This window comes from Clostridium mediterraneense, from assembly GCF_900091705.1.
Taxonomy (GTDB): Bacteria; Bacillota; Clostridia; order Clostridiales; family Clostridiaceae; genus Sarcina; species Sarcina mediterraneense.
In genome coordinates, this window is the sequence record NZ_LT594785.1 from 2,470,918 (window position 1) to 2,487,261 (window position 16,344).

General features: G+C 26.7%; 14 protein-coding genes. All 14 read right to left on the reverse strand.

The features are described 5' to 3' along the window. Window positions 1–1,904, reverse strand: a 1,904-nt coding sequence (locus tag BN8917_RS13280; RefSeq protein ID WP_147590192.1) for an SH3 domain-containing protein, incomplete at its 3' end; no start/stop codon positions are given. Between the two features lie 496 nt (window positions 1,905–2,400). Continuing rightward, complete coding sequence (locus tag BN8917_RS13285; protein WP_321220970.1) at window positions 2,401–4,005, reverse strand: putative polysaccharide biosynthesis protein; 1,605 nt, start codon at window positions 4,003–4,005, stop codon at window positions 2,401–2,403. A gap of 282 nt (window positions 4,006–4,287) precedes the next feature. Beyond that, window positions 4,288–4,992: a replication initiation protein gene (locus tag BN8917_RS13290; protein WP_066875135.1), complete on the reverse strand. Its 705-nt coding sequence runs from the start codon at window positions 4,990–4,992 to the stop codon at window positions 4,288–4,290. A gap of 40 nt (window positions 4,993–5,032) precedes the next feature. Then, complete coding sequence (locus BN8917_RS13295; protein ID WP_066875138.1) at window positions 5,033–6,229, reverse strand: MFS transporter; 1,197 nt, start codon at window positions 6,227–6,229, stop codon at window positions 5,033–5,035. A 308-nt stretch (window positions 6,230–6,537) separates the two neighbouring features. Beyond that, window positions 6,538–7,548: a UDP-glucose 4-epimerase GalE gene (gene galE, locus BN8917_RS13300; RefSeq protein WP_066875140.1), complete on the reverse strand. Its 1,011-nt coding sequence runs from the start codon at window positions 7,546–7,548 to the stop codon at window positions 6,538–6,540. Between the two features lie 109 nt (window positions 7,549–7,657). Beyond that, window positions 7,658–8,530 carry a UTP--glucose-1-phosphate uridylyltransferase GalU gene (gene galU, locus BN8917_RS13305; RefSeq protein WP_066875141.1) on the reverse strand — a complete coding sequence of 291 codons (873 nt, stop codon included), beginning with the start codon at window positions 8,528–8,530 and terminating at the stop codon, window positions 7,658–7,660. 32 nt (window positions 8,531–8,562) lie between these two features. Continuing rightward, the gene (locus tag BN8917_RS13310) at window positions 8,563–9,567 is read right to left on the reverse strand and encodes an LCP family protein (RefSeq protein ID WP_066875143.1); all 1,005 of its coding nucleotides are present in this window, start codon (window positions 9,565–9,567) and stop codon (window positions 8,563–8,565) included. Window positions 9,568–9,636: 69 nt separating this feature from the next. After that, complete coding sequence (locus tag BN8917_RS13315) at window positions 9,637–10,938, reverse strand: MATE family efflux transporter (protein ID WP_066875146.1); 1,302 nt, start codon at window positions 10,936–10,938, stop codon at window positions 9,637–9,639. 56 nt (window positions 10,939–10,994) lie between these two features. Beyond that, entirely contained in the window at window positions 10,995–11,804 is an 810-nt protein-coding gene (locus tag BN8917_RS13320; protein ID WP_066875148.1) for a glycosyltransferase, read from the reverse strand. Between the two features lie 41 nt (window positions 11,805–11,845). Beyond that, window positions 11,846–12,646: a hypothetical protein gene (locus BN8917_RS13325; protein ID WP_066875150.1), complete on the reverse strand. Its 801-nt coding sequence runs from the start codon at window positions 12,644–12,646 to the stop codon at window positions 11,846–11,848. A gap of 3 nt (window positions 12,647–12,649) precedes the next feature. Continuing rightward, window positions 12,650–13,300 carry an HAD family hydrolase gene (locus BN8917_RS13330; RefSeq protein ID WP_066875152.1) on the reverse strand — a complete coding sequence of 217 codons (651 nt, stop codon included), beginning with the start codon at window positions 13,298–13,300 and terminating at the stop codon, window positions 12,650–12,652. Continuing rightward, the gene (locus tag BN8917_RS13335; RefSeq protein ID WP_066875154.1) at window positions 13,301–14,482 is read right to left on the reverse strand and encodes a glycosyltransferase; all 1,182 of its coding nucleotides are present in this window, start codon (window positions 14,480–14,482) and stop codon (window positions 13,301–13,303) included. A 1-nt stretch (window position 14,483) separates the two neighbouring features. Then, entirely contained in the window at window positions 14,484–15,599 is a 1,116-nt protein-coding gene (locus BN8917_RS13340; protein WP_066875156.1) for an EpsG family protein, read from the reverse strand. Between the two features lie 51 nt (window positions 15,600–15,650). Continuing rightward, entirely contained in the window at window positions 15,651–16,304 is a 654-nt protein-coding gene (locus tag BN8917_RS13345; RefSeq protein WP_066875158.1) for a sugar transferase, read from the reverse strand. Between the last annotated feature and the right edge of the window lie 40 nt (window positions 16,305–16,344).

The window sequence follows — 16,344 nt, forward strand, 5'->3', positions numbered from 1 at the left end:
GTTGATGGCCCATTATTCATCCATAATCCTATTGGTGATGTTACTGTTATTTGTCCTAATACTTTAGTAGTACTTCCTTTTTGATCTTGTTTTTGTGGAGTACTTCCTTTCTTACTTGGATTTGATGGTTTTTGTTGATTACTTGCTGGTATAAACTTAGAATATGGTGCTCCACCGATCCATCCTGTTTGACCTTTATAACTTACTTTATACCAACCTGTTGAACTTTTTTCTGTTGTATGAAGTTTAGTTCCATTAGGTATAATTAATATATTTCCATCATTAACAAATGGCTTTTTATTCATATATAATCCAGATCCTGCTGTAATTTGTACAGTTCCATTAACACTTGTTGTTGTAAAAGTCTTATTATTTACTTGTTTTTGTGATGGAGCTTGATTTTGTTGATTTAATCCTGTTGTATATTCTCCATCTATCCAACCTGTTTGTCCATTATATTGAATTTCATACCATCCATTCTTTTGTCCAATTACATTTACTGTAGTATTATAATTTAAGCATACTATATTTCCACTAGTTGTTGATGGCCCGTTATTCATCCATAATCCTATTGGTGATGTTACTGTTACTTGTCCTAAAACCTTAGAATTATTATTTGATGATGTATTTCCAGTTGAACCTGATTGAGAAGGTGTTAATTCATTTGTATCTTCTGCATATATCCATCCATAATTTCCATTGTAATAAACTTTATACCAACCATTATTATTTTGAGCAAATACTTGTAATGTTGTATCATAAGGTATTGTTGTTATAGCACCTGAATCAAATGATGGACTATAATTTAAATCTAATCCTTCAAGTGCAGTAGTAGTTGTAGTTCCTATATAATTAGAACTTCCAGAAATATTTTGGCTTTGTACAACTTTATTATTATTTTCTTGTGCATTTGCTAATACTGTTGTGTATTGTCCATCTACCCAACCTGTTTGTCCATTATAATAAACTTCATACCAACCATTCTTTTGTGCTATAACATTTAATATTATATTATCTCCAATACATTGTAATTGATTACTGTGTATACTTGGTGCACTATTCATCCATAAACCTACTGGTGATTGTACTGCTACTCTACCTATAAACTTTTCACTTGCTGCATTTTGTACTGTTTTGCCTGTATAATTACCTGTATATTTCCAATAGCATGTTGCTTGATATTGATTATTCCATCCATCACTTGCATTTGCTGATTGACCATCTAAATTTCTATTTCTATAACTTTGACCTGAAACATAAGCTTCGTCTCCCATTACATAAGCAATACCTTTTGCTTTATCCTTCCATCCCATAAATAAGAATGTATGATATGGTCCTGCAAAACAGATATCACCCTTTTGAATGTAATTAAAGTCTGTTTCTCTTTGCCATCCATTATTGCCTAAAAACCTTTCTAAATCTAAAGTATATCCTATACTATCTGGTACTGGAACTCCAATGGCTCTTAAAGCAGATGATTGGAAGAATACACATGTATCTTCTGGATTTCCTCCATGAAGTGTTATAGCTTCATCCATAGCTGCATTTTGATTAGCAGGTACACTTTCATATTCATATAATTTCTTATTTAAAGGTGACGCAAATCCATTTGGATTAAAATTAGGATCAGCTGCAAATCCATTATCTTGTTGAGGTATACCTATAAATGCTGTAGTTATTCCAACTTTATACTTAGTAGCATTAGTATTACTGTTAGAGTTAGAATTACTATTGCTATTAGCATTATTGTTATTGTTGTTTTCGTGATTTGAAAGTAATATTACATTTTTAACATTATTATGATTAATATTTTTATGTATATTGGAGTTTGCTGCACTACCAGCTCCAACTGTTGCTCCTATAGCTGCTATACTTATTAAACTAGTTAAAAATTTTCTATTCATTGTCCTTTCCTCCGTCTTTTGTAAATCTAAAATTATTATATTTTAAAGCAATTATTTATATCAAATTCCAAAATATATTAAAAAAGTTGCAATTTTCAGTAAATAATAAAATATTTTTTACAAAATAAGAGATTTATTCAACATCCATTTAACAATTAGGCTATATTCTGTATATATTTATCTTTTTCTGTAAAAATACTAAATTTTATAAAAACCAAATTATTTATGTAAATATTTCAAAGTAAATGTTTTATAATTAATAATCTATTACGATTAAATTTCAATTTCTTTTAAAATTAACAAATAAAAATCCTTATATAGAAATATATTCCTAAATTATTCAGTTGAAATATTACGATATTTATTAATTAAATTTTAGATACTCAATTATAATTTCAATAAACTATAAACTAGCTACTAAATATAAAGTCCTTTACTTTTTAAAAGCAAAAAAAGAGATGTCTTACTGACATCTCTTTTTTCTTAATCTACAATATTAAGCTAAATTTCTTATTAAGAATAATCTTCTTAATTTTGCTGGGAATATATCCATATCTTCTTTTGTTATTCCCTTTATTCTTACCATCACTTGTAAGTAAACTATAGCACCTATATATCCTGTTATCATAAGAGATATTACATTACCAATATATCCTGCTACAGATACTAGTGTCATTTGTAATCCTAGATTTATAAAGTATACAACAATTCCCATAATTACTGCAGCAATTGTTGGTTTTACTATACTCTTTAATGTTGATTCTCTAGCTTGCATATGCTTTTCTATTATAAACATATTTATAACCATAGCTACAAAGTTTGAAACTAAAAGCCCAATTATTGCACCATATATATTTATAACTGATATTCTTATAAATATATAACTACAAATAACTCTTATAGCAACACTTATAAATGAAGTTACCGCTCCTTCAGTTACCTTACCTAAACTATTAAGCATTGTGTTACTTAATTGGTAAATTGCTGAGAATATAAATACATAAGCTCCATAAAGCATAATCTTTGATCCACCCATTTGGCTAGTTCCAAATATAGCTCTAAATACTGATGAACTTAATACTGATAATCCTATTGCTGAAGGTAAAGCTATTATAAATCCTATTTTAACAAGCTTATTTATAGCTACTCTAAGATTTGTCTTATCTTCAGAAACATTTTCTCTAGCTATTAATGGGAATACTGAAAGTGCAAGTGAACTTATAATAATCATTGGAACATTTATAAGTTGCATATACTTACCAAAGTCTCCATATAATCCACTGACTTTTGCTTCACTATATCCAATACTTCTTAATGAATTATTTATAACTGCTTGATCTATTAGGTTACTTCCTGCATAAAGTATTAATGCTGATATTAGAAGAGGTACTGAATATTTAAATATATAAGAAACTATATATTTATTATGATGTTTTCTTGGTAAGGATTTTACTCCTCTTCTACCTCTTATATCTATAATATATTTATATTTTAAGTATATTAATGAAGCTAAAGCACCTATTGCTGTACCTATTGCCCCACCAGCAACCCCTAGTCCAAGACTATGTTTCATAAATATGTATGAAAATACTAAACTACAAATAGTATTAAGTACTTGTTCTATAAATTGTGATATTCCAAGAGGAACTAAATTATTTCTTCCTTGAAAATATCCTCTATATGCGCTACCTATAGCTGTAATAATTATAGCAGGTGCTAAAAATAGAATAGCTAAATAACTATTATTAAATCCTGTGAAATCAACTATTGGTTTTGTTAGAACTACTAATAACACTGTCATTATTAATCCCATTACAAAAAGAAAGTTTCTTCCCATTTTAAAACTTGCCATAGCATCTTTTTCATGACCACTTTGACTATATTCTGAAATAAGTTTTGGTATAGCACTTGATGATCCTGCTATAGTAACCATATAAACAAATGTATATACATTATATGCTGAATAATAATTTCCATATCCTATTCCACCTATATTTCTAATTAATAGTGGAATATAAATTAATGATAATATCTTTGAGAGTATATTAGTAAATGTAAGTACTAAAACTCCCTTCGATGCACTCTTAACGTTAATAGAAATTCCTCCTCTTTAGGTATGTTCCCTCTTTTGTTTTAATTTTCTTCTTTGAAAACAGCTTTACAAAACATACTTTATTTACAAAATTTACACTTTGTACAACTCTTCTCAAAACTTTATATTAAATACTTTTACCTTAGTTGTCAATTCTTAAACTTTGACTACTTAAGAATATATCTTCTTATTTTAATCTTTCCCATTATTTATATCTTTATATCAAGCAAAACAAAAAAGGACATACTAAAATAATTTAGTATATCCTTAATATAAAAATATAAATCTTAATTAAAATAAAATATCTGAAATATCTATTTTATCTAATCCTAAAGCTTCATTTTTAAAATTAGGATTTTGATGTGCTTGTATATATAAACCTATAGTTTTTTTATCCTGCTTCTTTTCTGTAAAAGTAAAGTATATATCACTACTTTCTTTAAATTCATTTTCTGTATAAAGTATAACCTTCCGTTTTAAATCAGCATATAATTTATATCTTTCTCTTAAATCAAAAGCTTCTCTTAAATAATCTATAGAAACATAATATTCTTTTTCTAAATCTAACTCTTTTAAAAGAGAATATATCTTCCATGAATACTTTCCTTTTAAGTTTAAAATCCTACTTGCATTATATTTTTCAAAAACCAACTTTATTTTTTCAAATAAGCCTTCAATGGCCTCTTCATATTTTATATTAACAAAATCATATTTCTCATTAATTTCTATAGAAGAAATTATACTTAGATATAATATACTCCCCGCAGAAGTTGTCACTGTTAAAACTCTCTTACTAAAATCCTTTAAAACTTTCACTAATTTCTCATTATCTAAATCTAAAGCTTTGCTTAATTTACTTAATTTAAATTTTATAAAATTCTCTTCTACATTTACAAATCGTACAAATATCTTTAAAAGTTTTTCTTCATCCTTACTTAAAGTTAAGGAATTTTCTATAGAAAAACTAGGTATATCAAAAGAAATCTCATTTTTCATAAACTCTACCTCATAAATAAATATAATCTTAATTATATCATTAATTTAAAACTTGAGTTTTATTTTTTGATACTCCTAAAAGTGCTATACCTAAAGCTATAATACTTAAAATAAATATTATAATCAAAGCAATATTACTATGACTTTTCCAAAGCACTCCTGTTAAAACTGCTCCTAAAAAACTTCCTATATATATGAAAGCATTTATAAACCCATTTACTGCTCCTGTAAATTCAGAATTAATCATTTGATTTACTACTGTTGGTATTAATGTTGATAAAATAGTATAACCTGTGAATATAAATATTGACTTAATTAATGAAACAAATATATTTCCATTTATAAATAATATTATTACTCCTATAAATAAGCTAGTACAAGATATTATAATAATTTGTTTTGCAAAGCCTTTTTTAACAAATTTCATAGAAATCTTCATAAACACTATAGCAAGTAAAACAGATGGAGTTAATACTTCCCAAAGTCTACTTTGACCTATAGTTTTATCTAAATGATTTGGAATTATAAAAAATCCAGACATTCCTATAAAAGGAGTTACAAAAGCTAATAAAATAAGCCCTATAAAAGATTTATTTGCTATTAAAGCTTTTAGATAAGCTTTAGTAGATTCAGTTTTAACTGATTCTTTTTTCTTTTCTATCTTTTGTGACTCATCTGATTTTAAAAATACTAAAACACTTAAAAAGACTATACTTACAAGTATTGTTGAAGCTATATAAAGATCCTTTACATCTATAAAGCTAATAATTAGAGGTCCTCCCCCTAAAGCTAAAATATAAGCAATTCCTTGTACAGTTCCTATTAAACTCATAGAATCTGCTATTTTATCCTTTTCAACTTTTTGTGAAACCCAAGCATAAGCTGCTGATGTTATAGCTCCACTACCTTGCAATACCCTTGATAAAAGATACACATAAGCATTATTAGAAATACAAGCTAATAGTAAGCCTAAAATTAAAAGTCCAAGTCCAATTAAAATAACTTTCTTACTTCCTATTTTATCAGCTAAATTTCCAAAAGGTATTTGAAATATTCCCTGACTTAAACTAAAAATTCCTAAAGCAACTCCTCCAAGTGCTAAAGTTCCATAAACTAAACTTTGTGTATAAGTAGAAACAAAAGGAACTATAATACTCATTGACAATTGACGAACTCCAAGAGCTATAGCAAGAACCAAAACAAAATTAAATTCCCTTGAAGATAATTTATTCTTCATTTGATTTACATCTCCTTTAAAATAGTTTAGCTAAATAAATACTCAAAATACTATTTACCTAGCTCTACTATGCCTTATCTAAAAATAATTCTACCCTCAATATATGACTATGTCAATTAATAGACATAGTCATTAAATGGTTATCCTTAATAGTTCCCTTATTTGCTATACTACACGTTATAATATATTTTTTAGTAATAACTAAATATAATTCTTATAAATATAATTCACTATAATATAAAATAAAGTACAGTAAATAAAAAAGCTATCTAAAAAAGATAGCTTTCTTTCATATATAAATATAATTTTTAATTATATCCTTTTGGATTTTTACTTTGCCAATTCCATGAATCTCTACACATATCATCAAGATTTCTTGTAGCAAACCAACCAAGCTCTTCATTAGCTTTCTTTGGATCTGCATAACATACAGCTACATCTCCAGGTCTTCTATCAACTATTTTATATGGTAATGGACTACCACTCGCTTTAGAAAATGCTTCTACAAGTTCTAATACTGAATATCCATTTCCTGTTCCAAGATTATAAGTAACAAGTCCTGAGTTTTCATTTAATTTATCTAAAGCTTTTATATGTCCAATAGCAAGGTCAACTACATGGATATAATCTCTTACTCCTGTACCATCCTTAGTATCATAATCATTTCCAAATACACTAAGTTCTTTTAGTTCACCAATAGCAACCTTTGTTATATAAGGCATTAAATTATTTGGTATTCCACTTGGGTCTTCACCTATTAATCCACTTTCATGAGCCCCAACTGGATTAAAGTATCTTAAAAGAGCTATATTCCAGCTACTATCTGATTTATATAAATCCCTTAAAATATCTTCTATCATAAGCTTTGTAGCTCCATAAGGATTAGTAGCTGAAAGCTCACATCCTTCATGTATAGGAATTATCTTACTTTGTCCATAAACAGTTGCTGATGAACTAAATACAAAATTCTTTACTCCAAACTTTCTCATAATTTGAAGTAATACTAATGTACTTGTTATATTATTGTGATAATATTCTAAAGGTTTTTGTGTTGATTCTCCAACAGCTTTAAAAGCCGCAAAATGAATTACTGAATCAATTTTATTTTCTTCAAAAACTTTTTCAACATCACTAGCATTAAGAAGATTGTATTTATAAAACTTAATTTCCTTACCTGTTATCTCCTTTATTCTATCCTTAACAAGTTCTTTACTATTACTAAGGTCATCTATAACTATTACATTATGTCCTTCATTTAAAAGTTCCACACATGTATGGCTTCCTATATAACCCATTCCTCCAGTTACTAAAACGTTCATATTTTTCCCCTCTCTCTATTACAATTATAACTAATTTTATTGTATATCTATTTTTTCTTACTTATATTTGAATTAAGGAGTTATCTTAATTTAAGATAACTCCTATTAATTATTCCACTATAGTTTTTAAGTATTCTTTAAAACTATCTTTTAAATCATCTCTTCTTAAAGCATACTCTACTGTTGCTTTTAAAAATCCAAGTTTATCTCCAACATCATATCTCTTACCTTCAAAGTTATAAGCATACATAGCCTCATTGCCTATTAAAGTTAAAAGAGCATCTGTTAATTGAATTTCTCCACCTTTACCAGGCTTAGTGTTTTCTAATATTTCAAATATTGTTGGAGTTATTATATATCTTCCAAGAATAGCTACGTTTGTTGGCGCCTCTTCTTTAGATGGTTTTTCTACAAGATTTCTTACCTTATAAACTCCATCTTCAATATGAACCCCATCAACTATTCCATATTTTGAAACATCTTCTTCTGGAACTGTTTGAACTCCAAGTACACTTGTATTGTACTCATCAAAACATTCAATTAATTGTTTTAAACAAGGTTTTTCATCATTATAAACAATATCATCACCTAAAAGTACAGCAAAAGGTTCATTACCAACGAAAGTTTTAGCACAGCTTATAGCATGACCAAGACCTTTGGGCTCTTTTTGTCTTATAAAATGTATATCAACCATATCTGAGATTTCTCTTACCATTTGTAAAAGTTCAGTTTTACCTGATTGCTCAAGTTGCATTTCAAGTTCTAATGATTTATCAAAATGATCTTCTATACACTTCTTACCTTTACCTGTAATTATAAGTATTTCTTCTATCCCTGAAGCAATAGCTTCTTCAATTATATATTGAATTGTTGGCTTATCAACTATTGGAAGCATTTCCTTTGGTTGAGCCTTTGTAGCTGGAAGAAATCTAGTTCCAAGACCAGCTGCTGGAATAATAGCTTTTCTTATTTTTTTCCCCATAATAATCTCCTATCTCCTATTCTTAGATCACACTAATCATCAAACTCTTCATTTGGTAAATCTTTATTTTCAAATATAAAGTTATATAATTCTTGATTTGTTTTAGCTTGATCAAATACTAAGAACCATTCACCATTAATTATCTTTCCATAACTATCGTTATTTAAAGGTAATCTAGCTTGTTTTATAGTACTTGTATTCATCTTTAAGATCTCTGTTCCTAAAGAAATTATTTCAGAATTACTTAAATTAGTTTGAACTGTTGGTAACATCTCATCTAATAATTTTGGATATTCTGTCATAGGAAGAGCTTTTATCTTTGTATATAATTGTTGCATAACAGCTCTTTGTCTATATGTTCTTGCATAATCTCCACCTGTATAGTGTCTTATTCTACAATAAGCTAAAGCTTGTAATCCATTTAAATGTTGTTCTCCAGTTTGTTCTATGTATGGAACATTAGTGTGATAAATTTGATTTAATTGCCATAAAGGTGCCTTCATAGCTTTAATCTCATCTGCATTTATATTAACAGTAATCCCACCTAACATATTAACAAGTTTTGGTAAAGAAGTAAAGTTCTCGGCAACGTAATATTTAATATTCATATGATAATCTTCATTAATTGTTCTTAAAGCTAATTGAGGTCCTCCAAAAGCATAAGCTGCATTAATCTTATTCATACCATATCCTGGAATATTAACATATGAGTCTCTCATGATTGATGTTAACTTCAATGTATTATTGTTAGTATCTATAGTTGCTATCATTATAGTATCTGATCTTCCTGCTGTTCCTTTAGGCTCATCTATACCGAAGATAGCTATATTTGTTATACCTTTAAATTTATCTAATTTTGTTTCTACTTGACTATCTATTCCAAGATCTTTGTCATTTAATTGAACTCTATTTACCTTATTAAGATAATTTGATACAACAAAGTATCCTCCAGCAACTCCAACCCCTAGTATTACTACTAATACAAGAACAGTTATCCAAATTTTCTTTCTAAATGATGGCTTCTTTGCATTATCCATAAAAAGTCTCCTTTTCCCAATTCTAAATTAAACATAAAGTTTAACTTTATTAATTTTCTTTTGTGTAAATTAATTTTTTTTAAAATATCTTTTTATATAAATTAACTCTTCTTTTTCTATTTTTATTAATGAAAAAATATCCTCTTTACACTCCCTAGAATACTTAATTAAATAAAGGCCTCCATAAATAATATAAGCAATTGTTGATGCTATTGCTGAGCCAATTATTCCAAGTCTAGGTATTAAAAATATATTTAATACTACATTAATAATAAAACTTAGAAATCCAAAGAGTAATTCTACCTTCATAAGACCTCTAGACATATAAACATTTGATAATACTTTTCCAAAAGATGCTACAACAGTTCCAAGTAAAAGAATTATTGTAACTTCTACAGCTTCTGTATAAGCTTTACCATAAATAAATGGTATAAGTGGTGATCCTATAACTCCTACAATAACTATTATTAAACTTAAGTAAAAACTAATTTTCATAGTAGTTACCGTAAGTTTATGCTTTTCTTCTTCGTTACAATTAACAAGTTTTCCAAGAAAAGCACTCCCTATACTATTAGGTATTAAAAACACCATCTCTGCTAAACTAACTCCGAGTGTATAAATACCAAGTTGTACAATTCCAAGTTCTGGCTTTATCATAAATTGATCTACTCTATAATTTAAATAAACTAATATTGCTGCTGTATATGCTGCAATACTATTAGAAAACTCTATCTTTAAAATATTAAAATTAAATTCTTTATTAAAACTATAATGGTGTGATGTATTAGCCTTAAGCTTATATGTAATAACAATAAGCATAATAAAGTAAGTAATAAATCTATTCACTATAATACTCTCTATAGTAAACTTACCTAAGAATATCATGATTATATTAATTATAAATTCAGCTACCACCTGTATTATCATAAACTTATTTACATAATAAAGCTTTTCCTCTGCTATATAACAATTGATTATGTAATAACTAAGCATTGTTGTTATTATCAATAATCCACCTGCTAAAACTGTAATAATAGAGTATCCAAGTAGAAATATATTGAATACTCTTAATATAAACAATACTAGAGAAATAAGACCTGAACTAATTATTAAGAATTTAAAATTAGTATTAAATACAGATTTCTTATCTAATCGCTTATCTTTTAAATATATAGAACTAACTATATTAATTCCAAAATGGCCATAGTCATAGCCTAGACCTATTATTAGAACTATATAACTATACAGACCTCTATTTTCAACTCCAAGAACTTTAGCAAATAATATTGTATTTATAGCTGTTATAAATAGTTTTACAGCTTGAGTTATAAGGTTTTTTTTCATGTTATTAGAATACGATTCATTTGCCATAAAAACCATCCTTACTGCTTCTATTCTAGGTTTACTGGTTAAAATAATCTTTTAAATTATCTTAACATTTTCATATAGACAAATCCCCTAAGTTTATTAGGCATTATTCTAACTGCACTTCTTGTTAAAATATTAAATATAAATTCCTTATATGAAATAAACTTAATCTTTAACATTTCCTTTTGCATTTTATATTCTCTTTTTATGTACTTTACTCCACCTCTACGCTCAAACATACTAGCTCCTGTTCTCGCATATACAAGATTTTCTTGAATATTGTACATTTTAGCTCCATTCATAATCATTCTTATCCATAAATTATAATCTTCAAACCATAAAAAATTCTTATAATTTCCGGCTTTAAGAACTGCTGATTTTTTATACATAACAGTCATATGATTAAAAGGATTTCTCTTTTTAGCATATGATTTTATGTTTTCATCTGTATCTGGAACATTTCTTTTAGAAATAATATTTTCGATATTACCATCAAACTCTACAATATTACTTCCAACCATATCTAAGTTTTTTTCTTGCATTATAGCAAGCTCTCTTTCAAATCTATTTTTAGCGGCTATATCATCAGTATCCATTCTTGCTATTATTTCATAAGAACACTCTTCAACGCCTCTTCTAAGCGCAATACCCAGACCTTGGTTTTCCTCAAATTCTATAAACTTGAATAGAGATTTATAATTTTTATCAAACTGATCTAAAATATTATTTAAATTATCACCAAGTTTTCCATCTTTAATGATTACTATTTCACTTGGCATTACAGTTTGATTTAATATACTTTCAATTGCTTCTTTCAAATACTTTGGGTCCTCTTTATAGTAAACAGACATAAGTACTGAAAACTTCATTTGTTACTCTCCCTTCTTTTGTTAATTTTTCTTTTGTTAAACTAATCTCTTCTACTCTTCATAAAAATAACTAAGGCTATTAAGCCTCTGTAAATTAAATAATAAAGTGTCAGTATTATAAATATAATACCTGTATGGAGCATCATATATTCAGCTAATACATTAATGAGTAAAGCTATATAATATAAGAATCTAACTAAATTAAGTTCTACTGTTCCATCTCTCATAAAGGCAAGATATTTTATATTAAACTTCTTTTCTGAAGCCTTTTCAAATGTTCTAGGAATTGATATTGCTACTATAAATACAGCTATAGTTAAAAGCACATTTCCTTTGAAAATCATTAAGGCTGTTATATATCTTAGTGTACTAAGGATAAAGAAGCTTAATATAGATAGCCTTCCTCTAACTTTATTATGCATAAAATAGAATATTTCTATTAATACTAAAGCTATTAAAAATTGAATATATTCTAACTTTAAGAAATAAATTATTATTACACTTAAAATTGCTATTATATATTTAACAATTAAAATTGTAGTTATATTTTTTTCAACATAGGTGAGTTCATCCTTACTCAATCTCAATGTTGGATTTTTTTCTGTCTTTATAGTAAAGACATCATTTCTTATATAACCAATTTCATATATAGACATAGTTCCTATAAGAGCTACTATAACTCCTACTCCTATAGTTACTGGTGATATATTACTTTTATATAACATTGCATAAGCAAATAAAAATACTGGTATTATAAAAGTAAATAGATATGCTACTTTTTTAGAATTTCCTTTAGTTCTTGTATAAAATGTGTACAAAAAAGGAATTATATATTTTGTCATCTCCTAATCCTCCAAAAATATAAATTTTTCTTCTTTTCTTTGTTCCCAAAAGGCCTTATTATGTTTATTAATAACTATATAAGACTTTTTAGTTTCTTTAACAAAACTATAATCAGTTTCATTATCAGTAATCATAACTAGTTCATTATATTTTGAGAATTGATTCTTAAACTTTAAGAATTTTGTATATAAAATATCTTCCTCAACCTTACCTGTGAACTTATTATCCACAAGCTCTGCTTTAGAAGATATCACACCATCTATATCCAATTTTTCTGCTATTCTTTCAGCAATAAATCCATAAGATGCAGAAATCATAATAACTTTATATCCTTTTTTCTTATACTCTTCTATTATAGAATGAGTCTTTTCTATCTTTTTTTCTGATAAAAAATCATCTATAAATCTATCAACTAAATCTCTTATTTCTTTATCTGTTTTATCCTTAAGAATCTGTGTTATTAAAGCTCTGCTCATATCATACTTAAACAACTTATTACTAAACTTATTAATAACTTTAAACATAAAACTTGAATTTTTTCTTTTGATATTTAAATATTTTTTATCTTCTGCAAAACTATAGTTAAGAAAATCTTGAGTTGTATTAGAATCATAAAGAGTATTACATAAATCAACTGCTAATATCTTTTCCATCTATTTTTCTCCTAATAATAAATCTAATTCCTTCTTCCAAAGTTCTTTAATATTCTTATAATCAAATACCTGACTTCTTTCTTTTGATTTTTTAGATAACTCATTATAAGTATCCTTATCATCTAAAAGTCTTATAATATCTTTTGCTAACTTTTCTTCATATTCATTAATATTTGTATCATCTATTGAATCATTATTGCCAAAATCCTCTATAAGCATTCCATATTCCTGAATATCAGAATAATTTATCTCTTTTCCAAATAGACTTGGTGCTATAATCTCCCTTGGTCCAGAAATACAATCAGTTGATATAGCTGGAACTCCTAATGACATTGCTTCAACTATAGTCATTCCAAAACCTTCATATAAAGAAGTACCTACATATAAATCAGAATATTTTATAAACTTATATGGATTTTTATTAAACCCAACAAAAATAACATTCTTTTCTATACCAAGCTTTAAAGCAAGATTTTTTAATCTTTCTTCAAGCTCTCCCCTTCCTACAATGAGAAGCTTTGCATTATTCTTAATTTCAACTACTTTTTTAAAAGCTCTTATTAGATGCCATTGACCTTTTTGAACATTAAGTCTACCTATATTTATAAGAACCTCATTTTCAAAAGTCTCTAGAGGAAGTTCCGTAACTTTCTCTAGAGATATATTTTGTATATTATCAAGAATTTGAGGATTATAAATAGTCTTAGCATTTCTAGCTCCATAATTATTTCTTAAATAATCTTCTCCAACCTTAGAAACTGAAGCAATAAGGTCTGATTTTTTTATTATATAGGGAAGCATTTTTTTCATATAAGTTGGATAATCTATATCTATATTATTATGAATAGTAGTAATTACCTTTTCATTTTGCTTAGTCAAGCAATTCATAAGATCAGTCTTTGGAAGATGACTGATTACTACATCAAAATTATACTCTTTTTTTACTTTTTTAAGTTTAGAATATATTTCATAATCTTTAAAAATTTTGTTTATTCCTTGCCTTCTTGCTATGTTTAAGTCTATTATTTCTCCTTCATAATCAAAACTCACCCTATTTTCATAAAGAATTATATAAACTTCATAACCAAGTTCTTTGTATATAATAGATAAATTAGCCGCAACTTTTTCTGCTCCACCATCAGATAAAGATGGCACTATCATTGCTAATCTTTTTTTCTTCATTTTATCCTCCAATTATGTTTCCAAATAAATTGATTCTATATGGAATGTAGAATACAGCATTGACCATAAGTATTCTGACTACCATCATTGCAAATATACCAATAAATATCATTAAGACAAACATTCTTATTTTTTTATTATTAATCTTGCTAACTAACATAGGAACTAATAAAATTAATGATAATCTAAAGTAATTTGCAAACCTTACTGCAAATACAAAATAATTATTTAATAATACATATGAACATATTGATATGAAATAAGTATTAAATAATATGTTAAATTTTCTACTTGCAAGATCATATTTTTCTCTCATATATAAGATAAAAATAAGCATAAAGAAATCAAATATAACATTAAAACTAAGTCCTACTTTTTGAGCAAAAGTTTTACCTAAAGTGTATTCATATAATTTATCTCCTATAAATCCACCTACATGCTTACCTATTTCTCCTAATATAGCCATATTTAAAAACTGACCTAAAATAGTTAAGACTATATATGTAATGATAAAAGTTCTTACTTTATATTTTCTAGCACCGACTATAAATATTACTAAGACACATAAAGAAGATATATGGAATAAGCTTCCTAATAATATAAGTATTAACGAAGCTACATTAAATTCTTTTCTTCCTTTAATAAATAGTACTATTGCAGCTAAATCAAGTGATTGAGCTAATGTACTTCTTATTTGCCCCATATCTCCTATCAAATAATATAGACAAAAACATATAAATAGTGAGAAGAATATATATTTACTTTCTTTCTGAATTGCAATACCTTTTATCACTAATGTAAGTAGTGATACTACAAAAAATACTATCCATGAATTATCTGATATAAAGCCTAAAATATAATTAAGTTGCTGATATCCCCACTCCATATTTGTAACTTTAATCCCTAGACTTATTCTATTAAAAACTTCTACATATGAATAATAATCATGTCCTGTATAATATCTGCATCCAGCAAAAATAATAAGTCCTGCAATTACAACCCAATATAAATATGGTTTGTATTTATAAGCTTTAGTACCATCTTCATATTTATCTGATTGTATAAAGTCTATAAAAGCTAATCCAGCGAGAGATATTAGTATAAAATAATATATCATTAATGCCCTCCTTCTATTTTCTTAAACATATTGCATGGGCTAAAACTAAATTTATCTTGCACCTTCTCCTGAAAATACTATAAATATAGTTTTAAAAATTATTTTTAAATCCATTTTTATCCCTCTATGTTTCATATAATAAAGATCTAAATCTAATTTTTCCTTTGGAGTTATATCATACCCTCCATTAACTTGTGCATATCCTGTGAGACCTGGTTTAATTAAAGCTCTAACTCTAAAATTGGGTATAGTCTTTTCAAATTCTTTATAAAAGATTTCTCTTTCTGGTCTTGGTCCTACTATTGTCATATCTCCTTTTAAGATATTAAATAATTGAGGAATTTCATCAAGTCTTGTCTTTCTAATAAAATGACCAACCTTTGTAATTCTAGCATCATTTTTTTCTGCCCATTTAGCACCATTTGCTTCTGCATTATTAACCATTGATCTTACTTTATATATATTAAATTCATGATTATTAACACCTAATCTTTTTTGAACATAAATAGGATTTCCCTTACTTTCTAATCTAACTGCTATACAAACAATTAAAAGCAGTGGCCATACAATTAAAATAGAAATTAAACTTACTATAATATCAAAGCTTCTTTTTAGAAATAAATAAAAATGTGATACTTTAAATTCATCATAAACCGCTATATTTACTTCATCATAATTCTCTATACTGTCTTCTTTATAATTCATAAATACCTCCTGTTTTTTATCATTTGTTTATTTCCTATTT